Annotated in this window: 24 protein-coding genes; 15 read left to right on the top strand and 9 right to left on the bottom strand. The window is 71.8% G+C overall.

The genetic code is table 11. From position 1 onward, the window contains the following. Positions 1-17 precede the first annotated feature (17 nt). Positions 18-929, top strand: coding sequence for an SDR family NAD(P)-dependent oxidoreductase (locus AB0K18_RS30220; RefSeq protein ID WP_364920839.1), 912 nt, complete (start codon positions 18-20; stop codon positions 927-929). Here AB0K18_RS30220 and AB0K18_RS30215 read toward each other — a convergent pair. Next, positions 919-1,704 (bottom strand): LysR family transcriptional regulator, encoded by a 786-nt coding sequence (locus AB0K18_RS30215; protein ID WP_364920836.1) that lies wholly within the window; start codon positions 1,702-1,704, stop codon positions 919-921. The two genes, AB0K18_RS30220 and AB0K18_RS30215, sit on opposite strands and share 11 nt — an antisense overlap. 98 nt (positions 1,705-1,802) lie before the next feature. On the opposite strand from AB0K18_RS30215, the gene AB0K18_RS30210 reads away from it, so the two are divergent. Beyond that, entirely contained in the window at positions 1,803-2,564 is a 762-nt protein-coding gene (locus AB0K18_RS30210; protein WP_364920834.1) for an NAD(P)-binding domain-containing protein, read from the top strand. Here the strand turns inward: AB0K18_RS30210 and AB0K18_RS30205 are convergent. Next, positions 2,559-3,332 (bottom strand): hypothetical protein, encoded by a 774-nt coding sequence (locus AB0K18_RS30205; RefSeq protein ID WP_364920831.1) that lies wholly within the window; start codon positions 3,330-3,332, stop codon positions 2,559-2,561. The two genes, AB0K18_RS30210 and AB0K18_RS30205, sit on opposite strands and share 6 nt — an antisense overlap. Positions 3,333-3,480: 148 nt before the next feature. Between AB0K18_RS30205 and AB0K18_RS30200 the strand changes: the two genes are divergently transcribed. Continuing rightward, positions 3,481-6,369, top strand: coding sequence for a toll/interleukin-1 receptor domain-containing protein (locus AB0K18_RS30200; RefSeq protein WP_364920828.1), 2,889 nt, complete (start codon positions 3,481-3,483; stop codon positions 6,367-6,369). 33 nt (positions 6,370-6,402) lie between these two features. Here AB0K18_RS30200 and AB0K18_RS30195 read toward each other — a convergent pair whose 3' ends face one another. The 3 genes from AB0K18_RS30195 to AB0K18_RS30185 form a co-directional block, all read right to left on the bottom strand. Then, positions 6,403-9,585, bottom strand: a complete 3,183-nt coding sequence (locus AB0K18_RS30195) for a TIR domain-containing protein (RefSeq protein ID WP_364920825.1) — start codon at positions 9,583-9,585, stop codon at positions 6,403-6,405. Beyond that, positions 9,572-10,258 carry a hypothetical protein gene (locus tag AB0K18_RS30190; protein ID WP_364920822.1) on the bottom strand — a complete coding sequence of 229 codons (687 nt, stop codon included), beginning with the start codon at positions 10,256-10,258 and terminating at the stop codon, positions 9,572-9,574. The genes AB0K18_RS30195 and AB0K18_RS30190 overlap by 14 nt, the downstream gene beginning before the upstream one ends. Before the next feature lie 102 nt (positions 10,259-10,360). After that, positions 10,361-10,663 carry a hypothetical protein gene (locus AB0K18_RS30185; protein WP_364920820.1) on the bottom strand — a complete coding sequence of 101 codons (303 nt, stop codon included), beginning with the start codon at positions 10,661-10,663 and terminating at the stop codon, positions 10,361-10,363. Positions 10,664-10,768: 105 nt separating this feature from the next. Here AB0K18_RS30185 and AB0K18_RS30180 point away from each other — a divergent pair, with 105 nt between their 5' ends. After that, positions 10,769-11,290, top strand: coding sequence for an MFS transporter (locus AB0K18_RS30180; RefSeq protein ID WP_364920817.1), 522 nt, complete (start codon positions 10,769-10,771; stop codon positions 11,288-11,290). Here the strand turns inward: AB0K18_RS30180 and AB0K18_RS30175 are convergent. Next, entirely contained in the window at positions 11,178-12,122 is a 945-nt protein-coding gene (locus tag AB0K18_RS30175; RefSeq protein WP_364920815.1) for an acyl-CoA desaturase, read from the bottom strand. The genes AB0K18_RS30180 and AB0K18_RS30175 overlap by 113 nt on opposite strands. A 208-nt stretch (positions 12,123-12,330) precedes the next feature. Here AB0K18_RS30175 and AB0K18_RS30170 point away from each other — a divergent pair, with 208 nt between their 5' ends. The 5 genes from AB0K18_RS30170 (at position 12,331) to AB0K18_RS30150 (ending at position 18,093) form a co-directional block, all read left to right on the top strand. Then, positions 12,331-13,620 carry a cytochrome P450 gene (locus AB0K18_RS30170; RefSeq protein WP_364920813.1) on the top strand — a complete coding sequence of 430 codons (1,290 nt, stop codon included), beginning with the start codon at positions 12,331-12,333 and terminating at the stop codon, positions 13,618-13,620. Positions 13,621-13,622: 2 nt separating this feature from the next. Beyond that, entirely contained in the window at positions 13,623-15,203 is a 1,581-nt protein-coding gene (locus tag AB0K18_RS30165; protein WP_364920810.1) for a peroxidase family protein, read from the top strand. Further along, positions 15,200-17,290, top strand: coding sequence for a hypothetical protein (locus AB0K18_RS30160; RefSeq protein ID WP_364920809.1), 2,091 nt, complete (start codon positions 15,200-15,202; stop codon positions 17,288-17,290). Before AB0K18_RS30165 ends, AB0K18_RS30160 begins: the two co-directional genes overlap by 4 nt. Before the next feature lie 6 nt (positions 17,291-17,296). Continuing rightward, on the top strand, positions 17,297-17,509 hold the full coding sequence (locus AB0K18_RS30155; RefSeq protein WP_364920806.1) for a hypothetical protein: 213 nt from the start codon (positions 17,297-17,299) through the stop codon (positions 17,507-17,509). 86 nt (positions 17,510-17,595) lie between these two features. Then, entirely contained in the window at positions 17,596-18,093 is a 498-nt protein-coding gene (locus AB0K18_RS30150; RefSeq protein WP_364920804.1) for a GNAT family N-acetyltransferase, read from the top strand. 186 nt (positions 18,094-18,279) lie between these two features. Here AB0K18_RS30150 and AB0K18_RS30145 read toward each other — a convergent pair whose 3' ends face one another. Continuing rightward, positions 18,280-18,882 (bottom strand): TetR/AcrR family transcriptional regulator, encoded by a 603-nt coding sequence (locus AB0K18_RS30145; protein ID WP_364920801.1) that lies wholly within the window; start codon positions 18,880-18,882, stop codon positions 18,280-18,282. Between the two features lie 90 nt (positions 18,883-18,972). Here AB0K18_RS30145 and AB0K18_RS30140 point away from each other — a divergent pair, with 90 nt between their 5' ends. Further along, positions 18,973-19,725, top strand: coding sequence for an SDR family NAD(P)-dependent oxidoreductase (locus AB0K18_RS30140; protein ID WP_364920799.1), 753 nt, complete (start codon positions 18,973-18,975; stop codon positions 19,723-19,725). Here the strand turns inward: AB0K18_RS30140 and AB0K18_RS30135 are convergent. Then, positions 19,699-20,073 carry a DUF4260 family protein gene (locus AB0K18_RS30135; RefSeq protein ID WP_364920797.1) on the bottom strand — a complete coding sequence of 125 codons (375 nt, stop codon included), beginning with the start codon at positions 20,071-20,073 and terminating at the stop codon, positions 19,699-19,701. The two genes, AB0K18_RS30140 and AB0K18_RS30135, sit on opposite strands and share 27 nt — an antisense overlap. A gap of 69 nt (positions 20,074-20,142) precedes the next feature. Here AB0K18_RS30135 and AB0K18_RS30130 point away from each other — a divergent pair, with 69 nt between their 5' ends. The 3 genes from AB0K18_RS30130 to AB0K18_RS30120 are packed head-to-tail and all read left to right on the top strand — an operon-like array spanning position 20,143 to position 21,909. After that, positions 20,143-20,646, top strand: coding sequence for a hypothetical protein (locus tag AB0K18_RS30130; RefSeq protein WP_364920795.1), 504 nt, complete (start codon positions 20,143-20,145; stop codon positions 20,644-20,646). Between the two features lie 10 nt (positions 20,647-20,656). Continuing rightward, positions 20,657-21,454, top strand: a complete 798-nt coding sequence (locus AB0K18_RS30125) for a thymidylate synthase (RefSeq protein ID WP_364920793.1) — start codon at positions 20,657-20,659, stop codon at positions 21,452-21,454. After that, positions 21,451-21,909, top strand: coding sequence for a dihydrofolate reductase (locus tag AB0K18_RS30120; RefSeq protein WP_364920790.1), 459 nt, complete (start codon positions 21,451-21,453; stop codon positions 21,907-21,909). Before AB0K18_RS30125 ends, AB0K18_RS30120 begins: the two co-directional genes overlap by 4 nt. 2 nt (positions 21,910-21,911) lie before the next feature. Here the strand turns inward: AB0K18_RS30120 and AB0K18_RS30115 are convergent, their stop codons facing one another. Beyond that, positions 21,912-22,451 carry a YciI family protein gene (locus AB0K18_RS30115; RefSeq protein WP_364920787.1) on the bottom strand — a complete coding sequence of 180 codons (540 nt, stop codon included), beginning with the start codon at positions 22,449-22,451 and terminating at the stop codon, positions 21,912-21,914. 108 nt (positions 22,452-22,559) lie between these two features. Here AB0K18_RS30115 and AB0K18_RS30110 point away from each other — a divergent pair, with 108 nt between their 5' ends. Together AB0K18_RS30110 and AB0K18_RS30105 are read left to right on the top strand one after the other, a co-directional pair. Next, positions 22,560-23,897 (top strand): MFS transporter, encoded by a 1,338-nt coding sequence (locus AB0K18_RS30110; protein ID WP_364920784.1) that lies wholly within the window; start codon positions 22,560-22,562, stop codon positions 23,895-23,897. Beyond that, on the top strand, positions 23,894-24,082 hold the full coding sequence (locus tag AB0K18_RS30105) for a hypothetical protein (protein WP_364920782.1): 189 nt from the start codon (positions 23,894-23,896) through the stop codon (positions 24,080-24,082). The genes AB0K18_RS30110 and AB0K18_RS30105 overlap by 4 nt, the downstream gene beginning before the upstream one ends. Positions 24,083-24,155 lie beyond the last annotated feature (73 nt).

Raw genomic sequence — 24,155 nt, 5'->3', positions numbered from 1 at the left:
TTAGATGGGAGCCCGGCATGGGCGCGAAATGGACGACGACTGACATCCCCGACCAGCACGGGCGCGTCGCCGTGGTGACCGGAGCCAACACCGGACTGGGCTACGAGACCGCCAAGGCGCTGGCCGAGCGCGGGGCCTCCGTGGTCCTCGCCGTACGCGACACCGCCAAGGGCGCGCAGGCGGCGGCTCGTATGCGCGGGGACGTCACCGTCCAGGAGCTGGACCTGACCTCGCTCGACTCCGTACGCACCGCCGCCGCCGCGCTGCGGTCCCGGTTCGGCCGCATCGACCTGCTGATCAACAACGCGGGCGTCATGTACACCCCTCGTCAGACCACCCGCGACGGCTTCGAGCTGCAGTTCGGCACGAACCACCTCGGCCACTTCGCGCTCACCGGGCTGCTGCTCGACCTGATGCTGCCGGTGCCAGGCTCCCGCGTGGTGACGGTCAGCAGCACCGGTCACCGCATCAGGGCCGCGATCCACTTCGACGACCTGCAATGGGAGCGCTCGTACAGCAGGGTCGGGGCCTACGGCCAGTCCAAGCTGGCCAACCTGCTGTTCACGTACGAGCTGCAGCGCCGGCTCGCCCCGCACGGCACCACCGTCGCGGTGGCCGCCCACCCCGGCGGGTCCAGCACCGAACTCGCCCGCAACACCCCCGCGCTTCTCCGGCCCGTGGTCAACGGGCTCGCACCGCTGGTCCTCCAGACCCCCGCGATGGGCGCGCTGCCGACCCTGCGCGCCGCCACCGACCCCGCCGTGCTCGGCGGCCAGTACTACGGCCCCGGCGGACGCAACCAGATCATGGGCCACCCCCGCCTCGTCACCTCCAGCCCGCAGTCCTACGACATGCCGCTCCAGCAGCGGCTGTGGGCCGTCTCCGAGGATCTCACCGGAGTGACGTTCCCCCTCCTGGTCACGAGGTAGCGGCCAGCAGGTCGTCGATGCGCGGGTCGTGCGAGCCGGCCGGCCAGGCCAGCAGGACCTCCCTCGGAGGCAGCCCTGTCACGGGAACGGCGGTGACGTACGGTCCGAGCCGGTCGACGGCGCTGTCACCGACGACCGCCAGCAGTTGCCCGGTGGCCACCAGATCGATGAGCGCGTCCAGGCCGACGGGCGGCAGGTCGGCGGTGTAGGCGGGGTCCTGGCGCAGGTCCGCCGAGGTCAGTGCCTGCTCGGACGCCAACGGGTGGCCCTCGGGGACCAGCGCCACCGGCTGCTCGGTGGCGATGGTCTGGACGTCCAGGCCGGTCAGCTCCTCGTCGGAGCAGACCAGCGCGGCGTCGGCCCGGCCGTCGCGGACCGCCGTGGTCTGCTTCCTGGTGAAGACGAGCTCGACGGTGTCGCCGCCGAAGCGCACGACGTAGCCGCGTACCAGCTCGCGCAGCAGCCCCGCACCGGTTCCCGGCGGGGTCGCGATGCGCAGGACGCCCCGGCCGGCCTGCTGCACGCGACGGACCGCCTGGTCCAGGGCCCTGAGCGTGTTGCGCGCCTCGACCTCGAACACGCGGCCCGCCGGGGTCGGCTCCACCCGGCGGCTCGTCCGTTCGAACAGCTTGGCGCCCAGCCGTCGTTCGAGGTGCGCGATCGCCCGCGACAGCGGCGGAGGCGCGATGCCGAGCCGTTCGGCCGCCTGCGCGAAGTGCAGCGTGTCAGCCACGGCCAGGAAGTATTCGAGCTCGCGGACCTCGATCCGTTTCATGACCCTGAGGGTAATGACCGGTGCCTCCTTCATCATCGCGCGGCCCCGCCCGCCGTTGCCAAGCTGCTCATGTCACCCTTTTCTGGAAGGAGCCTGTTTTGAGGATCGGCGTCATCGGCACCGGCGGCATCGGGGCCACGCTCACGTACAAGCTCGGCACGGCCGGACACACCATGCGGGTCGCGAACACGCGAGGGCCGTCCAGCATGACCGCCCTGGCATCGAAGTCGGGCGCCACTCCCGTCACCCTCGACGAGGTCGGCCGCGACGTGGACGTCCTGATCACCTCCATCCCCCTGGGCCGCGTGCCCGCCCTGAGGCCGATCATCGACCGCCTCCCGGCCGGCGTCGTGGTGGCCGACACCTCGAACCACCTCCCCCAACGCGACGGCCACCTCAAGGACATCGGAATGTCCCAAGGCGTCTGGATCGAGCAACAGCTAGGCCGGCCCGTCATCCGCGCCTGGAACGCCCTCGTCCAGACGACGCTGGCCGACAAGGGCAGACCACCCGGCGCCCCCGACCGCCTCGCCGTACCCGTCGCCGGCACCGACCCGGCCGCCAAGAAGCTCGTGATGACTCTGGTGGACGACACCGGCTTCGACCCCGTGGACGCGGGCACCGCCGAGGATGGCTGGCGCATGCAAGCAGGCACCCCCGCCTACTGCACCGACCTGACCGCCGACCAGCTGCAGATGGCGCTTGACCTGGCCGACCCCGAGGCCGCGAGGGTGCGGCGTGAGGCGATCCTGGCGATCATCAACTCGTGGGAACGGAACGACTCCTTCTTCGACGACCTCGTGGCCCTCAACCGCGCCACAGCGGGACTGCACCGGCTTTTCGGCGGCCAGGAGTCATAAAGCGGCCATGGTCTGGGCGGCGGGCGGGGGCTTGATGGCGAGCCTCATTCCCCAGTCCGAATAGCGGACGTCCTTCACGAAGCCGAACCAGCCCTGGCCACCCGTCGTGCCCTTGAGCTTGTCACCTTCCGGCTGGCGCCACTTGGACCAGGCCCGGCGTACGAGACCGTCCTTGCCGATCCACAGCCGCCAGTCGATCTCCCAGTCGGCGTGCTCTTCCTTCACAGAGCCGCCGCGAAGATCCGGCCTGACATCCCACAGCCGGCGAAACGAGATCGACCCCTGGTGAAGGGTCGTGGGCGAGCCGTCGTACTTCACCGATGCCTTGGTGCTCGTCGTCGTCGACAAAACGGCTCTGAGCACGTCCGGCTCGTCCAAGCGCAGAAAGCCCGTGCCCAGGCGGAAATCGCAAGGATATTTGAGGGTGACCCACTTCTTGCCTTTGGGCAGCTTCTTCTTCGGAACGTGCTGCCAGCGCCGCTTGCCGATGCAGACGACGCGAACGCCCGCCTCCCAGAGGTCGGTCGCCACCACCTTGCCATCACCGAACGCGACGACACCCTTGGTCGGCTTGAACCGCTCCCAGCCGGAAGTGGCGCCCGAGTTGAACGTGCTGTACTCGGTGACCCGCACACCGCGCCCTTCGACCAGCTGCCGCTGAATCGCCGCCGCCGGATCCTTGGCGGTGGTGGCCGCGCCGGCGGCGGGGCTGCCGTGAAGTGCCGATGCGGCCACGACAAGGACCACGACCGACGCCCAACGCTTCATCTGGTGATGATCTCCTCGCAGAATGCCCGGCCCTGCCTGCCAGAGCCGAGAGTCGGTGATCTTCTCACGGACAGATCTCGGCGTGATCACAGCACGACAAGGCCTCCTGTAGGAGGATTCTCGTAGGTGGGTGCACCGAGAGGGTGGCATGGGAGCGGACGAGTACGACGTCTTCCTCAGTTACGCCGGCCATGACCGCGAGCAGGCGCGGGACCTGGCGGAGGCGCTGCGACGGGTGAAGCTTCGGGTGTTCATGGACGAGCGGTCCATAGGGCATCACGAGAGCATCACCGGGAAGGTCACCGAGGGGGTTCTCAGGTCGGCCGTCCTGCTCGCCTACTACTCGCGGGCGTACGCGACGCGCCCGGCCTGCCAACTTGAGCTGACCTTCGCGTTCCTGCTGGCCCAGCGGAGCGGAACCGTGCAGGGGCGGATTCTCGTGGTCAATCCCGAGGAGGGCTCGGAGCACGTCGAGCCGGTGGAGTTACGTGACCTCAAGTACCGGCGGCCACCGGTGTCCGAGGACGAGCGGCGGCGCTTCGCCAAGGAGGTGGCGGAGCTGGTGGGGGCGCTTCCCGGGCCGTTGGGCGCGGTCGCGGGCGGCAGGGCGCCGCACTGGTGGCCGGGTGAGCCGCTGCCCGATCGCGGGGCGATCCAGCGGTACGCGGAGCTGTGGCGGTTGCACTCCGCGCTGCACGCGGGCGCGTCGCCGCTGGTCGAGCCGGGGCCGAGGATGGGGGTGGCGGTGGTCTCCGGGCTGCCGGGAAGCGGCAAGACCACTCTGGCCGCCCAGTACGCCCAGGCGTTCGCGGCCGCCTTCCCCGGTGGCGCGCACTGGTTCGCTCTCGACCCCGGTCTCTCCGGCTCCGAAGTGCTGATCGCCTATCGCCGCTTGGTGAGGGAGATGGCCGCCGCCACCCGCGTCCCGCTCGACGGCGTCGATGACGAGCACCTGCGCTCACACCTCGCCGGGCGCGTCAACGAACGGGCGGAGCCGGTGTTGTGGGTCGTCGACCAAGTCCCCGAAGGAGTCTCCGATGACGTGGTGCGGGAACTGCTGATCCCCTCCCGGTACGTCCGCACGGTCCTGACCTGCCGGGAGGACCGGTTCACGGACCTGGGCGGGCCCGTACGCCTCGACGGGCTGCGCGAGGCGGAAGGGCTCGCGCTCCTCAAGGACGGGTACGAGGTCGGGGAGGAGGCCGAGGCGGTCCGGCTCGTCCGCGACCTCGGCGGGCATCCCCAGGACCTTCGCGTGGCGGGGGCCAAGCTGCGGGCGGGCCGCGGCATGATCACCGTGGCGGAGTACCGCCGTGCGGTCACCGGAGCCGCGGACGACGTGCTCGCGGACATCCTGCGCGAACTCGACGCCCCGGCCCTGACGGTGCTCGGGCTGGCGTCGTTCCTCGCTCCGGTCCCGTTCCCGAGCGGCCTGCTGAGCCGGGCGGCGGCGCTGCTGCACGGCTGGAGCAGGCAGGAGACGCAGGACCGGCTTCTGCCGGCGCTGGGGTCGCTGGTCCGCCGGTGTCTCGTGGTCTCGGCGGGCGAGAGCGTGTCGGTTCACGCACGCGTGCTGCGCGCCCTGCCTGACACGGCCCAGCACGGCTGCCTCGCCGCCGTAGGCCGGGCGGTGGCCGAACGCCTGGCCCCGTCCGACCCCGTGGACCTGGCGATCGCCGAGCCCGACAGTCGGCCGGACACACCTGCGGCCGAGGCCCTCGAGCCCGAAGTGGTGGCGCACGCCCGGCACCTGGTGGGCCAGGAGGAACTGCCCGGGGAGATCGCCGAGGTCCTGCTGTCGCGGCTGGCCGCGATCGACGAGCGGGCCGGGAACCACGTCTCCGCCGCCGGGTACGCACGAGACCTCGCGGAACGACGGCGCCACCGCCATGGCCCGGGCGACCCACGCGCCCGCGCGGCCGCCACCCGCGCCGCGCTTCTGCTCGTCACCGTCGCCGACTACGCCCCGGCAGCCGACCTGGCCCGGTGGGCTCTCACCGCTCCTCCGCCACGCACCGAGGTGGGGGCGTTGCATGCGCTGGCCGCCGCGCTCGACGGGCTCGGTGAGTACGCGGAGGCGGAGCCGTACTGGGAGCGGCTGGAGGAGCAACTGCCCAGGATGTCCGACGGACGGGCTGACCGGATGCGCATCGACCGGGCGCGGGCGCTGCGGCAGCGGGGCAGGCTACAGGACGCGACTGCCATGCTGACCCAGGTCACCGCTTCCGAGCTGCCGCAACGCCTGCTGGAGAAGGCGCTGTTGCACGCGTTGACCAGCCGGCCCCGGGTCGCGCGGGCGGCTGCGGAGAAGGCGCTCGCCGGTTTCGAACGCGCCGGGCTGGCGCGGCATCCCCTGGCGTTCGAGGCGGCCGTGGCACTGGTGGACGCGGAGCTGGCGGCGTTCGCCCATCGGCCGATGCCGTTCGGCAAGGTGGACAGAGAGCAGCTCGCCCGGATGAAGGAGCTGTGTGAGGAGTACGAGCGCACGCTGGGCCCCACGAACCCGCTCGCACTGAGCGCAAAAGTGGGCTACGGCATCAACCTGGCGGGCTGGCAGGACGCCGACGCCGGCCGGGAGGTGCTGGAGGCGGCGGACGAGCAGGCCAGCGCCGTCCTGGACGAGCTCCATCCCATCAGGCTGCGCGTCCGCTACGGCCTGAGCTGCGCCGCCCTGCGGGCGCTCGACTTCCCGCTCGTCTCCGAGCACGCGGGCCTGGCCTTCCAGGGCCAGCGGCTGGTACTGGGCGAGCGGCACCCTGACACCCTTAAATCCCTGCTCCAGCTCGGCATAGCCCGCCAGAGCGCCCCGGACGGGCGGGGCGACCCGGAGGCCCGCGAAATGATCACGCAGGCTCGGCGCGGCCTGAGCGAGGTGTACGGGGTGTGGCACGACGAGGTCGTACGCGGCTACATCGCAGAAGCCTTCGGGGCGCTGCCCCGGCCGCTGTTCGACGGAATGATCCAGGCGACGACCCTCGCCTCCAAGGCCCCCGCCAAGGTCCGCCGCGCGCTGAAGGACCTGCTCGGCAGGGAGTGAAGGGGCGGAGATCGGCACGAACCGACGGTGCGGTCAAGAGCCCTGACCGCAGGCGGGGCGGGGGTCGCTGTCCGGGAGGAATCTGGTCCATTCGGCGGGGGTGAGTTCGCGGGCGGCGATGGTGCAGGCCATGCGGATCAGCTCGTCCGGCGCGACCGGCCAGCGCCGGAGCGAGCCGTCGGCGGTCAGCACCATGAGGTGTCTGCCGTCGGTGGTGAAGGCGGGGCGGGGGTGGTCACGCCAGTCGTCGAAGGGAAGGGGGTCGCCGAGGGGTTCGAGGGTGCGGGTGTCCCATAGCCGGAGCGGCTCCTCGGTGGTCATGAGGGCGCCGTCGGGGCTGAGGGTGGCGTTGCCGTTGCCGGTGCGCAGGCTGCGGCGCACCGCGCAGGTCGCGGGGTTCACGAAGCGTACGGTGCGGTCGTCGGAGTTGAGCACCATCGTGTGCGGGTCGGTGGTGAAGTGCAGCGAGCCGGTGGCCAGGGTGTAATGGGCGGCCTGGTCGTCGCAGCCGCCTCTGGACGTGCCTGAGTCCACGTCCCAGATGCGGAGCTGGGTCGTGCTGAGGCCGGCCGCCAGGCGTTTGCCCTCGTGGTCCAGCGCTATGACGGTGTAAATGTGGGAGCCGGTGAGGCCGGTCGGCTGGGCGAAGTCAGGCAACGGGATCGTGGTCACGGCGGTGCCGGTGCCGGTCTCGTAGATCGCCGCCACGTATCGGCGCATTCCCGAGTCGTACCAGGTGCGGGCGAAGCGGCGGCCGTCGCCGCTGAAGGCCGTACGCGTGCCGATGTCGAACGGGTAGCGCAGCACGGCCCTGGACTCGGCGACGGACCAGAGCACGTACTCGCGGCCCAGGGACGCCAGCAGGTGAGCGCCGTCCGGGGAGATCTCCTGGAGTGACGCGCCGCGCAGGCCGGGGACGGGCACGTCGGTGCCGGTACGCAGGTCGCGCCGCCACACGGCCTGACCGGCGTCCTTATGGAACAGGGTGTCCCCGCTCAGCGCCCCGCCGCCGACCGTACGCCGCGCGGTCGGCACGTCGCCGGGGCGCAGCGCGGAGGGCACGTCCCAGATGACGGCCGCGCCTTCGACGCCCACCCCGGCCAGGCGGCGTCCTGAGGGATCGAACCTCGCGGTGTAGATCGTGTCCGGCCGGCCGGGGAGGGCGATCAGGCGGGGTTCTGGCGCGTTGAAGTCGATCAGGTGAACGTCGTCGCCGGTCAGGACGGCCAGGCCGCCGTCCGGGGAAACGGTCGCGTCCCATGAGTCGGTGTCGGCGGAGGTGATGATCTCGTCGGTGGCGAGGTCCAGGACGAGGACGGGGGTGCCGCGGATCACCACGCGACGGTCGCCGGGGCCGAAGACGACGTCGTCCCCGCGTCTCGTCCAGCGGATCCGGGCGGTGGCGGCGTCGAGCAGCGTCTGGCGGCGGGCGTCGTCGCCGGAGTCGGCGGCGACGACGTACTCCCCGGTGGGGCTGAAGGTGAGGGCGGGCTCGGGTCCGGGGGCGCGCCGGGCGCGGCCGAGCACCTCGCCGTCGCGAGTGGCGACAACGATGAGCGTGCCGTCCCGCGTCCAGACCGCGGCCCGGTCGCCGGATGGGGACACGGCCACGGCGATCGCGCGGCCGGGCAGGGCTACCCGCCAGCGGATGCGGCCGCGTGCCGCGTCGTAGCCGCGCAGGTCGTTCCGCTTCGCGCCGGCGACGAGGACGACACGGCTCCCCCGCAGGTGGGCGAAGGCGTACGGACCGGAGATGTCCACGGTCACGGTGCGCGGCGAGCGCGGGTCCCACACGACGGGCCGCTCGGACGAGTTCTTCCCGAGCACCCGCCGGCCGTCCGCCTCGAACAACGTGCCGGGGCGGCGGCCCATCACCCGGCCCGACATCAGGTCCACGAACGCGACCGTGCCGGGTGCGGAGGCCGCCGCGAGAACGCGGCGGTCGGCGCTGGCGTCCTCCGGTGATGCCGGCCGGGCGGGGTCGGCGCTGACGTCCACGGGGGAGGCCGGGCGGGCGGGGGCGGAGGCGACGGCCATCGGGGCCTCGCCGGTCCACACCAAGCGGGCCGGGTCGGTGGCGAGATCCCAGAGCAGGACGCGACCCTCGTTCTCCTCAGCGGCCAAGTGGCGGCCGTCCGGGCCGAAGGCGAGCCGCCGTACGTTCGCGACCTGCTCGTACGGGCTGCGCAGAACCCGGGCCGTGCCGCCGGTGAGCTCCCAGACGTAGATGCGGCCGTCGGCGGGCGCGCCGGCGTCGCCCGCCGCGGCATAGCGGCCGGCCGCCATCCGGCGGCCGTCGGGGCTGACGGCGAGCGTCTGCAGCTCGAAGGGGATCGGGTCGCCCGTACGGATGCGCGGGAACGCGACCACCCCGCGCATCGCCTCGTGCACGGTGGTGATGAGGCTGCTGCGGGCGGCAGGAGTGCCCTCGGTACGCCAGGCGTGCACGGCCAGCAGCAGCGCCCGGTCCAGGTCGCGATCCCGATCGGCCAGGGCCTGACCGGCGAGGTGGCGGGAGGTCGCCTGGCGCAGATTGGCCAGCGCCTCCTCGGCCCGCAGGGCGGCGATCACCGCGGCCACCGCCGTGGACGCGGCCAGCACGGCGAGCGTGGTCACCGCCGCGGCCGCCACCCGGCGGGTCCTGCGGTGCTGCCTGACGTCCTCGCCGTCCAGCTCGTCCGGGTCCTTGCCGTGCAGGGGCGCGGCAAGCTGCACCAGGCAGCCGCGGAATCGCTCGTTGCGCAGGTCCAGCTGGTCGGCCTCGGTGACCCAGCTCAGGTCGAGCCAGAATGGCCGCACCTCATGGACGCCGTGCAGCGCGGGCGGGAGCGCGCGGGAACGTTCCAGGTTGAAGCGGCCGGCGGCGTCGTCCCATTCGAGTGAGCCGCCGGTCAGCACCAGGTGGATGGTCTGCACGCTCTTGTGCGCCAGCCAGTAGCGGATCTCGTCGTTGACGAAGGGCGACTCGACGGCCTGCGGCGACAGGAACACGATGAGATACCGGGAGTCGTCGAGCGCGTCCTTGATCGCCCGGTCCAGTCCGGAGTTCGACGGCATGCTGGACTGATCGCGGAAGACCCGTAACGCCCTCAGCCGGTACCAGGGCCTGGCCAGGCGGTGCAGGGCGTCGCGGACGGCCCGGACGAGGGGCAGGTCCGGCTTCCAGGCATAGGACAGGAAGGCGTCGTAGCGTAACGGGCGCTCATCTGCCGGCACCGGCCATCGCCTCCGGATCTCTCACGCCTGCCAGCTCGCCGAACCCCATCGCGTAGTCGTGGATCCGCCGCTGCACCGTACGCAGCTCGGCGCGGCAGGCGGCGTTGTCCGGCCACTCCGGCTCAGGGGCCTCGGGGTGCGCCTGCTCGAACTCGCGCAGCCGGGGATGCCACTTGGACAGGAACGGCCGCAGCTCCTTGTTGAGCATGGCGATCGCCAGCTGCTCGACGGTCTGGCCTCCGGGCGCGGACACCGAGGGGCGGCTGGCCTTCAGGGTGTCGCGTACGGTGGCGAACAGGCCGTAGAGGGACGAGAGCGCCTCACGGGTGAGCCCCTGGTCGTCGTCGAGCGGCTGGGTGGAGACCCGGGTCGTGGTCTCCACGAACAGCTTCCACGCGACGTCCCTGCTCTCGTTGTTGACCACGAACGTCAGCTCGCTCACCTGCGGGAGCGACAGCTTGACCTCGGTCAGCCTGGCCGAGCGGCTGTAGATCTGGATCACCACGACGCCGGCCATCCCGGCCACCGCGCCGGCGGCGATGTAGAGGCCGCGGCCGCCGATGCTGGTCAACTCGAAGATCACCAGCCCGGCCAGGGCGCCGACGACGGCCGCCGCGACCACGCGCACGATTCGCCCGAACGGCAGGGCGTTTCCGGGGGGCTTCACCGCCACGAGGCGACTCTACATTCGGTGTCGTACGACAACCAGGTGATCGACGAAGCGAGTTGGCTAGGAGACCGCGCGGAGCAGGCGCAGGGCGTGGGCGGGGCGGTTTCAGGCGAGGATGTCCGCGCGGACGCCGAGCACCATGGCGGGGGTGTCGCCCATGCATTCGAGGATGGTCATGGTGGCCGGGCGTACGCGTTCCTGGCGCGGCCGGCGTACGGCTGCCCGCGGCGGGCGGGCCAGGCTGCGCAGGTGCGCCTGCTCGTCCTCGTCGAGGCGCAGCGCCCGCCCGAGCGCGGTGAGCACGGCGTCGGTGGCGTCCCAGCCTGACCCTGTCAGGCGTAGGAAAACCAGGGTCTGGGTACGCCCGCCCGCGACGGCCAGGCTGCGGTGACATGCCCGCAGACCCACGAGTCAGGATGTCGCCCCGGCACAAAGTCGTGCTCACGCTCCTGCTCGGCACCCAGTTCATGCCCACCGCCGACTTCTCCATCTTCAACGTCGCCCCTGCAATGGGTGGCGACCGCGTACGCGCTGCCCGCCGCCGGGTTCACGCTGCTGTGCGGCCGGATCGCCGATTTGGCGGGCAGGCGGCGGATGTTCCTGGCCGGGCTGGTGCTGCTGTGCGCCGCCTCGCTGGGCGGCGGGCTGGCCGACGGTTTGGGCACGCTGCTGGCCGCCCGCGCGGCGCAGGGCCTGGCCACCGCGATCAGCATGCCGGCCGCCCTGGCGTTGATCACCACGACGTTCGCGGAGGGCCCGCTGCGCGACCGGGCGCTCGGCCTGAACGGCGCGATCACGGCGGCGGGCTTCACCACGGGGGCGCTGCTCGGCGGAGTGCTCACCGAGCTGACCGGCTGGCGCGGCGCGTTCCTGGTTGTGCTCAGCGCGCTGGACGATGCCGGCGTGGCGGTGGCCGCCGGGGTCACGTTGTCGGTGGCCGCTCTGGCCGTGCTTCGGCGCGGAGCGAGGTCAGGCGGTCGGGGTTCGGCCAGCGTACGCCGTGGGCCCACCCCGCCCGCTCGAACCAGTGGATGAGCCGCGCGCTCGGGTCGAGCTGCCCCTTGAGCACGCCGTGCCGGGCGCAGGTCGGCTCCACGTGGTGCCAGTTGTGCCAGCCCTCGCCGAGCGTCAGCAGCGCCACCCACCACACGTTGGACGAGCGGTCCCTCGTGCGGAACGGGCGGTCGCCGAAGGTGTGGGCGATCGAGTTCACCGACCAGGTGACATGGTGCACCACGGCGTAGCGGACCAGGCCGCCCCACAGCAGCGCGCTCCACGCGCCCGCCCACGACATCGACCACAGCCCGCCGGCCGCGGCGGGGAGCGCGAACGACAGGACGACGACCGCCGGGTAGGCGGCGTCGAAGCGCCGTACGTCGGGGTCGTCCAGCAGGTCGGGCACCCAGTGCCGGCGGCTGGAGCGCTGGTGGGCGGTGTAGAACCAGCCGACGTGGGCGTGCGCCATGCCGCGCAGCAGCGCGAAGCCGCCGTCGCCGTAGCGCCAGGGCGAGTGCGGGTCGCCTTCGCGGTCGGCGTACTTGTGGTGGCGGCGATGCTCGGCGGCCCACAGCGTCACAGGGCCCTCGACGGCCATGCCGCCGGCCAGCATGAGCGCGATCCGCAGCGCACGGTTCGCCTTGAAGGCGCGGTGGGTGCACAGGCGGTGGTAGCCGATGGCGATGCCGAAGATGCTCACCAGGTACATCACGACCGCGATGACCAGGTCGCGAGGCCCGACGCCCCAGCCCCATGCGGCCGGCACGGCGAGCGCCAGCAGCACCACGGGCAGGACCACCAGCACGATCAGGTACGCGAGGCGGCGGCCGGTGGTGACCGTCACCGTCTCCGCCGTGGCCGGCCGCTGCACGTTGCCTCCCGGGTGGTCAGGGCGATTCAGGCTCCTCATTCAACGGCCACGCCCCTGGCGTGCGGCAATATCCTGACAGTGACGTAATGATTACTCTGAGGAATCAAAATCATGGACTCGCCTGCGGCGCGAAATGGGCGTGGGGTGGTGGTGATCGCACAACGCGATCATCTCGGTACGCTCCGAAACCAGGCGGAAGGTCCACAGAATGGGTGCTGTCGATCAGGCGACCACGGGCGGCCATCTCGAGCGCTACGAGGAGGCGCTCACCAGGGATCCGATGGCCGCGTTCGGCCTGGTCCGCGAGTGGATGCGGACCGACTGGCGGAGCCTGTTCGCCGAGTTGCGCCAGCGGCGCCCGATCTTCGTCACCCCCGCCTTCACGGTGGTGACCCGCTTCGCCGACGTCGTCGAGGTGCTCGCGCACGAGGAGGTCTTCTCCGTACGCTCCTTCGGGCCGCGTCTCGACGCCGCGCTGGGCGGCGCGCCGTTCATGCTGGCCAGGGACGCCACGCCGATGAACTGGCGGGAGAAGGGCCTGATGCAGCTCATGCTCGACCCGCAGGACGCGGGCCGGGTGCGCGAGCTGGCCGGCCGGCTCGCCGACGAGCTGCTCGACGCCGCCCCGCGCGACGGGCGCTTCGACGCGGTGGACGGGCTGTTCCGCCCGGTCGCGCTCGGCGTGTGCGCGCGTTACTTCGGCGTGCCCGGCCCCGATCCGCGGACCCTGGGCGAGTGGACGCGGGCCGTCGTCTCCGACGGCTTCGCCAACTTCCTCGGCGATCCGCGACTCCAGGCCGCGTCCGTCAGCGCGGGCGCCGAGCTGCTCGCCCACCTGCGCGACCGCCTCGCCGAGCTGAGGGCCGGGAACGAGCCGAGAGCCGGGGACGAGCTGCCCGACGACGTGTTCGCCCGCCTCGTCCGGGCTTCGCCGCCCGGCGTGAACGACGACCGCATCGTGGTGAACATGGCGGGGCTGCCGCTGGGCTTCGTGGAGAGCGCGCCGGGCGCCATGGTGGAGGCGGTCGAGCAGCTCCTGCTGCGCCCGCAGGTGCTCGCCGAGGCCAGGGAGGCCGCCGCCGACCCCGAGCGGTTCGACCCGTACGTCTGGGAGGCGCTGCGCTTCAGCCCGTTCTTCAAGCTGCTCCCCCGCATCTGCGAGCGCGATCACGTCCTGGCGGCCGGCACCCCGCGCAGCACGGTGATCCCGGCGGGCACGTTCGTGCTCGCGGCGCCGGCCTCCGCCATGTTCGACGCGGACGTGGTGCCGGAGCCCGACGAGTTCCGCCTCGACCGCCCGCGCCACCATCGGCTGTTCTTCGGGTACGGCCATCACGCCTGCCTCGGCGTGCACCTGGCCGGGCCGGTGATCGCCGAGACCGTACGCCGCCTGCTGCTGCGCCCCGGCGTACGGGCGGCCGGGAGCGTCGAGCGGTCGCTCGGCATCTTCCCCGACGCCTTCCCCCTCGGCCTCGGGACCGAAGGGCGGGAAGGCTGACGATGGCGCAGAGCCGAGCACGCAGCATCGCCACCGACGGCCTCACCAACCGGCTCAGATTCCTGGCCCTGACCAGCGGCCGCCCGCTGTGGGACCTCCTGCAGGCCAGCCGCCCCCTGCGCAGCCGGATCAACGCCTCGCTCATCGACCACGCGGTCCGCGAGATGCCGCCGCGCCCCGAGCCGCTGAGCACCATGGCCGGCTACACCTCGTGGGCCTCGCTGACCGACCGCACCTACAGCGGCAGGCACCTGCCCCCGGTCCCCGCAGGCGAGCGGGAGCGGCCCACGCCCGAGGCCGCCGCCGCCCTGTTCACGCGTGGCGCGTCGATGATCCCGTGCCCGCGGTCCACGGTGCTGTTCGCGTACTTCGCCCAATGGTTCACCGACGGTTTCCTGCGCGGCGACACCAACGTCCCGCGCGACCCGCGCAAGAACAGCTCCAACCACCACATCGACCTCAACCAGCTGTACGGGCTGAACGACGCGGCGACGGCGGCGCTGCGCACGTTCGACGGCGGGCTGCTGAAGAGTCAGCTGATCAACGGCGGCGAGTTCCCGCCCTACCTGTGCGAGAACGGCGCGATCAAGCCGGAGTTCGCGCCGCTGAGCGTCGCCCTCTGGGAGCGGCTCACCGACGCGCAACGCGACACGCTGTTCGCCACCGGCAGCGACCGGGGCAACGGCCAGATCGGCTTCACCCTGCTCACGGTGCTGTTCCTGCGCGAGCACAACCGGGTGGCGCGGCTGCTCGCCCTGGAACATCCGCGCTGGGACGACGAGCGGCTCTTCCAGACGACCCGCAACATCCTCATCGTGCTGCTGATCAAGCTGGTCGTCGAGGAGTACATCAACCACATCACCCCCTACCACTTCCGGTTCACCCTCGACCCGGCGCTGCCGGCGCGGCTCGACCACGCGCCCTGGCACCGCCAGAACTGGGCGTCGGTGGAGTTCAACCTCGTCTACCGCTGGCACAGCCTGGTCCCTTCGCACCTGTCGGTGGGCGGGCGCGAGCTGCCGATGGCCGAGACCTTCTTCGGCAGCGCGCTGATCCCCGGTCCGGGTCTCGGGCGGCTGTTCGAGGACGCCTCCCGTCAGCGGGCCGGCCGCATCGGGCTGTTCAACACCGATCCCGTGCTGCGGGAGATCGACCTGGCCAGCATCGCCGACTCGCGGGCGCTCGACCTGGCCCCGTACAACGACTATCGCGAGCACTGCCGCTTCCCCCGGGTGCGCGACTTCACGCAGATCTCCGGCGACCGGCGGGTCATCGGCGCGCTGCGCGAGCTCTACCGCGACGTGGACGACGTCGACCTGTACGTCGGGCTGTTCGCCGAGGAACCCGGCTCCCCCGAGGCGATCCTGCCGCCGCTGCTCACCAAGATCATCGCCATCGACGCCTTCTCCCAGGCGCTCACCAACCCGCTGCTGGCTCCCCGGATCTTCAACGCCGCCACGTTCTCCCATGCGGGCATGCGCGTCATCGCCGGCACCCGCACGCTGTCGGACGTCGTGCACCGCAACACCCCGGAGGACCAGAAGCCCCGCCTGGTCAGCATGTCCCGGCAGACCAGGCCATGAGCGACGCCGACGCCGCGCGGCTGCGCGCCGCGGCCCGCGAGCTGGTCGACGTCGCGCTCACCATCCAGGACGCGGCGGCGCACGCCACGTCCGCGCTCACCGACGTCGCGTTACCGCACGCCCTGCCCGCCTGCGGGGCGCTGCTGCGGGCCACGACGAACAGCCGGGGGCTCGGGTGGGCGTTCACCGGCGGCGGCCCGCTGCTCACCGCCGCCGCCAAGATCGGCGGCGTGCTCGGGGCCGAGAGTCTGTCCGTACGTGTGCTGGCCACGTCGCTGCGGCTGCGCGTCGCGGCCGTGGCGATCGCCCACCCCGAGCTGACCGGCGACCCCATGCTGGCCCGGCTCATCGACGCGGCCGCCGCCGACCGGGACCTGGAGGCCATACGTGCCCTGCGCGCCCTGCTCAAGGAGCGTGGCGCGGTGCGCGCGCTCAGCCAGCTCGCCCCGGTCTTCGGCGAGGTGCTCGCGCTGCGCGCGCTCCTGGACGAGAACCCGCTCAACGACGCCACCGCCTGGCTCATCGCGACCGGCAAGGGGTACGCCACCGCCGACCCGATCACCGGAATGAGCAACAGGGCCATCGCCGTCCTCGACACCGGCGAAGGCGCCGCCCGCCGGGTCGAGCTGACCGCGGCCGAGTCGGCGCTGCTGTGCACGCGGGGGTCGCTGCTCGGTTTCCTGGGCAACATCAGCGCGCTCGGCACCACGGGACGGGTCCTCATCCAGAGCGTCGAAGGGCCCGACGGGGTGCTCCGCCACGTCCTCCAGGCGCCCGGCATGCGGGCGGGACGTCCCGACAGCGAATCTCCCCAGGACCTGCTCGGCGCGTTCAGCAGCGCCGTCCTGGCGAGCAGCCCCTACAGCCGGGCCCTTGCCGAGGCCGTCGCCGACTACGGGCTGCCGCCCGAGGCCGAGCTGGCGCTGGTCGGGCACAGCGCGGGCGGAGCGGCGATCATGAACCTGGCGCAGGACGCCGCCTTCTGCGCCCGCCACACGGTCACCCACGCCGTGGCCGTCGGCTCACCCATCGACTTCAAGCGCCCCGCCGACCGGCGCACGTGGGTCGCCAGCGTCACCAACCAGCACGACATCATCCCCACGCTCGACGGGCAGGGCGCCGGCACCTGCTTCGACCTGCACCCCGACTGGTACGTGGTGGACTACGGCGACGCCACCCACCTGTTCCCGCTCTGTCACGGCATCGACCACTACCGCGCCAACCTGGCCGACGACCTGCCCGAGGCCCGCGCGGTCATCGACGAGCGGCTCACGCCGTATCGGGGGCGGGTGGTGCGGTCGCAGGCGTACCTGCTGTTCGACCGCCCGCCCGGCCCCGAGGGGTTTCCCTTCCTCACGGTGCCCACCCGTGCCGTCGCCGAGGGCGGCGTCGAACTGCCGATCAGGTGCCATGAGGGTGAGGCGCTCACGGCGTACTTCGCGGCGCATCCGGTGATGGCGGCCGGCCTGCTGGAGGGCGCCGAGGTCGGGCCCGCCGTCCAGGTGGGGGGCCGGGCGCTGGTCGCCGTGCATGTGGCCGCCAACCGGCGCACCAGCGTTGGCGCCTACGGGGAGCTGCAGGTCGGCGTCGTCGTGCCGGGGCCGTTCCGGCGGCGCTTTCCCTTCGTGCCCGATCTGCTGCGGGCGGCTGACCTGCGTCGCTCCGGGAGCTTCCTCGTCGGCACCGCCGTCGACGACCCGGTCGTGGGTGCTCTGGGGTCGCGGTTGTGGGGCGGGGAGACGTACCAGACGCCGCTGACGATCCGGCTCGGGCGCTCGGCTCAGGTCGGCGCCGATCAGATCCTCACCCTGCGCGGGCGGCTCGGGCCCGGGCTGCCGTTGGGCGATCCCGGTGTGGTCGCTTACGCCCGGGAGGCCGGTGTCGTGCTGCGGTCCTGCGTACGGACACGTGGGCCGGCGCGGCTGCACGTGGCTCCCCCGCTGCGGCTGGTCGTCGCGCCGCAGGCCGCCCATCCGCTGGCCGGGCGGCTGCGCGAGCTGGGGCTCGACGGGGCCCGCCCGCTGATGTGCCTGTCCACCGCCGTCCGCCAGTCGCTCCGGGACGCAGCCGTCCCGGTGCCACGGTGAGCCGCCATGTCCCCCGAGATCAGCGCCCACGCCGAGACCCTCCGCTCGGACGCCCGCGCCCTGATCGCCTGCGCCGAGCGGCTGCGCGCGATCGAGGCGGAGCTGCGGGCGGGCGGCGGGGCGCCGGAGTGGCTGCACGCCTCGGTGCGGGCCCATATCGCGGCCTGCCTGGTGGCCGCCGCCGACCTGGAGAGCGCCGCACGCCGCCTGGCCCCCTGATCGCCGGCGCATAAACCATTGGACACGGGCAGGGACGCTCCGGGAGCATCCGCGCTGTGACAGATCCGCTCTCCCCTCGGAAGTCCGTGAGGTTCGTCGAACTGACCGGCGCGGCCATGACGGCCCTCCTGGACGACGACCTGCACCGAGCCAGTGCCGAGGCAGGGGCCGGGCTCACGGCGTACTTCCTCACCGATCAGGCGAAGTGGGTCTGGCGGTACCGGGTCAACCAGCTGGCCACGGACCCGGGGAGCGCGGGGTGGCTCACCAAGGCCGTGGTGGCCGAGCCGGACGGCGTCGTGGTGGGGTACGCCGGCTTCCACGGGCCGCCGGATATATCCGGCATGGTAGAGATCGGCTACTCGGTGGACCCCGGCCATCGCCGCCAGGGGTACGCCAGGACGATGCTGACCGAGCTGATGCGCGAGGCCGCCGCCGCCCCGGAGGTCAGGATCGTACGGGTGACGATCAGCCCGGACAACACCGCGTCCCTGGCCACGATCGCCGGGCTCGGCTTCGCCCAGGTCGGCGAGCAGTGGGACGAGGTGGACGGCCTGGAGCTCGTCTTCGAGGTCCCCGTCTGAACACCTGCCGCGGGTAGGAGTGCGGGACGGCTTCACGCCGGCGGCACCCCGGCGGTGAGCACCCCGGCGGTGAGCACCCCGGCGGTGAGCACCCCGGCGGTGAGCACCCCGGCGGTGAGCACCCCGGTGGTGAGCACGCCGGTGGTGAGCACGCCGCTCAGCCTGCCGGCGCTCCCCCTGCGACGGTCATGGCCAGGTCGGCGCCGGGTGCGGCAGCGGGCTGGCGCCTTCCGGGCGCAGCCCGTCGAAGATGATCGCGAGATAGCGCCGCCACAGGTCAGGGTCCGGTTTCGCCAGGAACCCGACCGCGTGCACCGGTGCGCAGATGAGCAGGAAGATGTCGGTGCCGATGATGTCGGGCCGCACGGCGCCCGCTTCGCGGGCCCGATCGACCAGCGCGCCGATGCTCTCGTGCAGCTCGTCCCTGAGCCTGGTCACCTCCGAGTCGCCCTCCGTGACCGTCTGCAGGAACGCCAGGTCGTGCTGCTGCTGGTTGCCGCAGGCCACGGTGAGGAACTTCAGCAGCGCCGCCCCTGGGTCGGCCGCGTCGAGCAGCCGCCTGGCGAAGGCCGTGAGCTCGGCGAAGTAGTGGCCGACGGTCGCGACGATCAGCTCCTCCTTCGTCGCGAAGTGCGCGAAGACCGTGCCCTTGGCCACCCCTGCCCGGCGGGCGATGTCGGCCATCGAGGCGTCGAGGCCGCGTTCGGCGAACTCGGCCGCGGCCGCTTCCAGGAGCAGCCGGCGGTTGCGTGCCGCGTCCGCGCGCAGGGGGCGTTCAGGCTTGGTCACGACCGCGATTCTAGCAACTTGACCGATAGGTCATGTTTGGGTACGTTCGCCATCATCTTGACCAAGCGGTCATCTTAAGGAGCTGCACGCATGGAACTGCACGGCGCCACCGCCCTCGTCACCGGCACCAACCGCGGCATCGGCCACCACTTCGCCGTCGAGCTGCTGCGACGCGGAGCGAAGGTCTACGCCACCGCCCGCCGTCCCGAACTCGTGAACGTCCCTGGCGCCGAGGTCCTGCGCCTGGACATCACTGACCAGGGCTCCGTCGAGGCGGCCGCCGCGATCGCCACCGACGTCGACGTCCTGATCAACAACGCCGCGTTCACCGCCGGCGGGAACTTCATGACCGGCGACCTCGACGCCATCCGCATGACGATGGACTCGAACTACTACGGCACCCTCTCCATGATCAGGGCGTTCGCGCCCATCCTGGCCCGCAACGGCGGCGGCGCCATCCTCAACGTGCTGTCGGCCGCGGCCTGGACCACGGTCGACGGCAACACCTCCTACGCCGCCGCCAAGTCCGCCCAATGGGGCCTGACCAACGGCGTCCGCGTGGAACTGGCCGCCCAGGGCACGCAGGTCACCGCCCTCGTCCCCGGGCTCATCGCCACCGAGACGATGAAGGAGTTCGCCGCGAACGCCGGCGTCGAGTTCCCGGAAGGCGTCCTGCAGGACCCCGCCGGCCTCGTACGGCTCGCGCTGGACGGGCTGGAGGCCGGCGAGATCGAGATCGTCGACCGCATCGGCGCCGACGCCAAGGCGAGCCTCATCGGCCCTCCGAGCACGTTCGACCTGGAGACCGTCGCCGCCTCATACGGCGCCGGCCCGCTCGGCTGAGGCGGCACCGGCGGGACCGCGCCCGAGCGTACGATCGAGCGCGATCCGCGTGAGCCACCCCAGACCGGCCGTGAACAACGGCGGCCACACCACCGGCCCGAAGCTGTAGCCGACCACCACCACGAGCGGGATCCACACCCGGTGCACGACCTGGTACAGCGGCCCTCCTGGTCGCACCCCGGCCAGCCGCACCAGGTCGGGCAGCACGAAGAACGCAAGCGCGGCGGCCGTGGTCGGCAGGCCGTACTTCCAGCTTTCGAAGATCGCGAACGCCGCGAGGAACAGCCCGAGCGCGCCCCAGGCGACCCTGTGGCCCAGCCCGGCTCGCGGCGGTAAGTCGTTGCCCACGCCCTCACCCTAATGTCGCGAGCTGGCATACTCTGTCCGATGCGTTTGTGGACGGTTCAGCATCGACTCGTGCTTCAGTCGCTGCAGGACCACGGGGAACTGGCCGGAGACTGGGCCAGGGTGCTGAGCCCCTCGTACCGTCCCGCGTACGAGGAGATGGTGGCGGAGATGGCGCGCCGCGGCATCGACTGCGCGGGCCGGCCGCCCCTGTGGGCCTGGCTCGGGCCGGACACCCGCGACGACCGGGTGGCGCTGACGGCGGAACTCCTCCTCAACCCTGAGAGCGAAGAGGATTACGGCCGTTATGTCGTCTTGGACCTGGACGCGCCGGAGGAGTTCGTCGTCCTGAGCTCCTATGGGCGGTGGAACGACTACCTGGAGGCCGTCTTCCTAGGGGACGGTCCGCCGCGCATGGACTGGTCGATCGGCCAGGACGAGCTCGACGAACAGGCCCAAGCCCGTGTCCAGGCGTGCCTTCCGCGCGTGGCGGGCTCATGGGTCATGAGCATCCGCCCCTTGCGGCCGTCGTCACTGGACGAGCCGGAAGACGCCGGCTCAGGGCTGACCCGTTAAGCTCGCGAGCATGCCGGACACCCAGTACGAAGATCTGCTCCGCCACGTGCTCGACACGGGCGCCCGTAAGAACGACCGCACAGGCACCGGGACGCGGTCGATCTTCGGTCACCAGTTGCGCTACCGGCTGTCCGACGGCTTTCCGCTGGTCACGACGAAGAAGGTGCACTTCCGCTCCATCGCGTACGAGCTGCTGTGGTTCCTGCGCGGCGACGGGAACGTCAAGTGGCTGCAGGACAACGGCGTCACGATCTGGGACGAGTGGGCGGGGCCGGACGGTGAGCTCGGCCCGGTCTACGGCGTGCAGTGGCGGTCGTGGCCGACCCCCGACGGCGGGCACATCGACCAGATCAGCGACGTGCTGCGGACGCTGCGCGACAACCCCGACTCCCGGCGCATCATCGTCTCCGCGTGGAACGTCGCCGACATCCCGCAGATGGCGCTGCCGCCCTGCCACGCGTTCTTCCAGTTCCACGTCGCCGGCGGCGAGCTGTCGTGCCAGCTCTACCAGCGCAGCGCGGACCTGTTCCTCGGCGTGCCGTTCAACATCGCGAGCTACGCCCTGCTGACGCACATGATCGCCGACCAGGTGGGGCTCGGCGTCGGCGACTTCATCTGGACCGGCGGCGACTGCCACATCTACGACAACCACGAGGAGCAGGTCCGTACGCAGCTCGCCCGCGAGGCGCGGCCGTTCCCCAGGCTGAGCCTGAAGTCCGCGGACACCCTGTTCGACTACACCTACGAGCACATCGTGCTCGACGGCTACGACCCGCACCCCGCCATCAAGGCACCGGTGGCGGTGTGATCGGGCTGATCTGGGCGCAGTCGGCGAACGGTGTCATCGGCCGCGACGGCACGATGCCGTGGCACCTGCCGGAGGACCTGAAGCACTTCCGCTCCCTGACCGCGGGCACGACCGTGCTCATGGGCCGCCGCACGTGGGAGTCGCTGCCGCCGCGCTTCCGTCCCCTGCCGGGCAGGCGCAACCTCGTGCTGTCGCGCACGCCGCAGGAGGGCGTGGACACCTTCACCGAGCTGAAGGAGGCGCTCGCCGCGGCGTCAGGGGACGTGTGGGTGATCGGCGGCGCGGCCGTCTACCGGGCGGCGCTGCCCCTGGCCGGCCGCATCGTGGTCACCGAGATCCGGGAGCCGTTCGAAGGGGACACGCACGCGCCGGACGTGGGACGCGCGCCCGACTCCGTGGGGGCGTGGCAGGAATCGTCGACCGGCCTGCACTACCGCTTCCTGACCTGGGGCTGAGCTCAGCGCCGTCCGCCGAACTCCCAGGCGTGGACCTCGATGCCGGCGTACCGGTCCGGGTCGAGGAGCGTGCGGGCCGCCTGCCGATCCGTCGCCCGGACCAGGGCCGCCGTGCCCAGCCAGGTGGCGCCGTCGTCGGACAGCAGCGGCCCGTAGGCGATCAGGTCGTCCGACCGGCCGGGCGGTGGCTCCTCGGCCTCGCCCGCGCCGAGGCCGAGCACGAGGTAGCGGTTGCCGCCCTCGCGGCCGCCCGGGAATTCCCACATCGTACGGCCCAGCAGGTTGCGCCAGCGGCGCACCATCACGTCGCGGTAGACGCCGGCCTGGTAGTTGGGCTCGTCGAAGGCGAACGTCCGCGCGGCGGCGGGGCCGGGCAGATCGATGATGTGCACGCTGCCGGTGGCCGTCTCGCCGTCGAGCGTGGGGCCGCGGGCGATCAGCTGTGCGTCGTAGCGGTCCATGTAGGACCAATGCTCCTCCACGAACTTCTCACGGAGGGTCGCGGAGCCGGGCCGGTCACGGTGATAACAGAAGAATTCCATGTCGCGCTCGATTATCGTCCGTACGGGCGGCGTCCTGCGATGAGTTATCCCGCTCCGACGGGTCTCAACCTCCGAGGACATCATGGTGAAACGTACGGGAGGCGGCTCGTGAGCGTCATTCCTGGAGATCGCAGGACCTTCTACCAGCTGCTGGGCAACACCGTGCTGGTGTCGGTGGTCAACAGCACGGCCTGGTTCGCGATCACCTTCTACGTCTATCTGCAGACGCGGTCGGTCTTCGCCACGGGCGTGATCTCCGGCATCTTCCTGGTGATGACCGCCTTATCCGGCATCTGGTTCGGCAGCCTGGTCGATCACCATGCGAAGAAGACGATGATGCAGGTGTCGGCGCTGGCCTCGCTCCTGCTGTACGCCGGGACGCTGGGCATCTACCTGGCGGTGCCTGAGGAGACGTTCACCGATCCGGGCAGTGTCGTTCTGTGGGTGATGGTCGTGCTGCTGATGGTCGGCGTCATCGTGGGCAACATCAGGACGATCGCGCTGCCGACCCTGGTCACCCTGCTGATCCCCGAGGAGGGCCGGGATCGCGCCAACGGGCTGGTCGGCAGCTCGACGGGAGTGAGCTTCCTGGTGACGTCGGTGTTCAGCGGAGCGCTGGTGGCGATCGGCGGCATGTACTGGGTGCTCGTCCTGAGCCTGGCGGTGCTCGCGGTCGCCCTGCTGCACCTGGCCGTCGTCCGCGTACCGGAACGCCCGGAGGTCTCGGAGGACGAGCCGAAGCGGTCGGTGGATCTGCGCGGCACGATGCGGCTGGTCGGGGAGGTGCCGGGGCTGACGGCCCTCATCCTGTTCTCCGCCTTCAACAACTTCCTCGGCGGCGTCTTCATGGCGCTGATGGACCCTTACGGGCTGTCGCTGGTGCCCGTGCAGGTGTGGGGGTTGCTGTGGGGTGTGCTGAGCACCGGGTTCATCGTCGGCGGGCTGCTCGTCTCGCGGACCGGTCTGGGCCGCAACCCGGTGAAGGTGCTGCTGCTCGTCAACCTCGTCCTGTGGGGGGTCACGCTGCTGTTCCCGCTGCGGTCGTCGATCGTGCTGCTGGCCGTCGGGATGTACGCGTACATGCTGCTCGTCCCGTACGCGGAGGCCGCGGAGCAGACGATCCTGCAGAAAGTGGTCCCCTATGAGCGGCAGGGGCGGGTCTTCGGGTTCGCGCAGAGCGTGGAGCAGGCGGCGTCCCCGCTGACCGCGTTCCTGATCTCCCCGATCGCCCAGTTCGTCGTCATCCCGTTCATGACGGACGGCGCGGGCGCCAGGTCGATCGGCGACTGGTTCGGCACGGGCACCGACCGGGGTCTCGCCCTCATCTTCATGGCGGTCGGCGTCATCGGCCTGATCGCCACCGCCGTGGCCCTGCGCAGCCGCCCGTACCGGCGGCTCAGCCACCGCATCACGCGACCGGCGACCCCCGAGCCGAGCCTGCCGTGATTGTCGGCGGCGGTGGCCATACTTCGCTGCGGCGATCAGGCGACGGCGCCCGCGCGGTCAGCGTGTTCTGGAACGTCGATGCGATGGGCAGGCTGATGTACGCCGCCTACGGCACCGTCGTCACCGAGGTCGACCGGCACCGTCCCGGCGAGCCCTGGGGCAAGACGCGCCACGCCTGCTGCTGAGTACTCGGCGACGCCTGGCCGGAGCTGCGTGCGCAGCTCAAGGACATGGTCGCGTGAGTTCTGTGGCGGGACG

The sequence above is a fragment of the Nonomuraea sp. NPDC049421 genome (assembly GCF_040677005.1).
In the GTDB taxonomy this organism is placed as follows: Bacteria; Actinomycetota; Actinomycetes; order Streptosporangiales; family Streptosporangiaceae; genus Nonomuraea; species Nonomuraea salmonea.
Note: the sequence above shows the minus strand (reverse complement) of the source record. Positions and strands in the feature narration are given on the sequence as shown.

What these genes read in the sequence shown, in the direction of transcription:
- AB0K18_RS30140 (WP_364920799.1), top strand. Translation starts at nt 18,973, where the DNA reads ATGGAACTGCACGGCGCCACCGCCCTCGTCACCGGCACCAACCGCGGC.
- AB0K18_RS30205 (WP_364920831.1), bottom strand. Translation starts at nt 3,332, where the DNA reads ATGAAGCGTTGGGCGTCGGTCGTGGTCCTTGTCGTGGCCGCATCGGCA.
- AB0K18_RS30125 (WP_364920793.1), top strand. Translation starts at nt 20,657, where the DNA reads ATGCCGGACACCCAGTACGAAGATCTGCTCCGCCACGTGCTCGACACG.
- AB0K18_RS30160 (WP_364920809.1), top strand. Translation starts at nt 15,200, where the DNA reads ATGAGCGACGCCGACGCCGCGCGGCTGCGCGCCGCGGCCCGCGAGCTG.
- AB0K18_RS30165 (WP_364920810.1), top strand. Translation starts at nt 13,623, where the DNA reads ATGGCGCAGAGCCGAGCACGCAGCATCGCCACCGACGGCCTCACCAAC.
- AB0K18_RS30215 (WP_364920836.1), bottom strand. Translation starts at nt 1,704, where the DNA reads ATGAAACGGATCGAGGTCCGCGAGCTCGAATACTTCCTGGCCGTGGCT.
- AB0K18_RS30115 (WP_364920787.1), bottom strand. Translation starts at nt 22,451, where the DNA reads ATGGAATTCTTCTGTTATCACCGTGACCGGCCCGGCTCCGCGACCCTC.
- AB0K18_RS30155 (WP_364920806.1), top strand. Translation starts at nt 17,297, where the DNA reads ATGTCCCCCGAGATCAGCGCCCACGCCGAGACCCTCCGCTCGGACGCC.
- AB0K18_RS30220 (WP_364920839.1), top strand. Translation starts at nt 18, where the DNA reads ATGGGCGCGAAATGGACGACGACTGACATCCCCGACCAGCACGGGCGC.
- AB0K18_RS30170 (WP_364920813.1), top strand. Translation starts at nt 12,331, where the DNA reads ATGGGTGCTGTCGATCAGGCGACCACGGGCGGCCATCTCGAGCGCTAC.
- AB0K18_RS30200 (WP_364920828.1), top strand. Translation starts at nt 3,481, where the DNA reads ATGGGAGCGGACGAGTACGACGTCTTCCTCAGTTACGCCGGCCATGAC.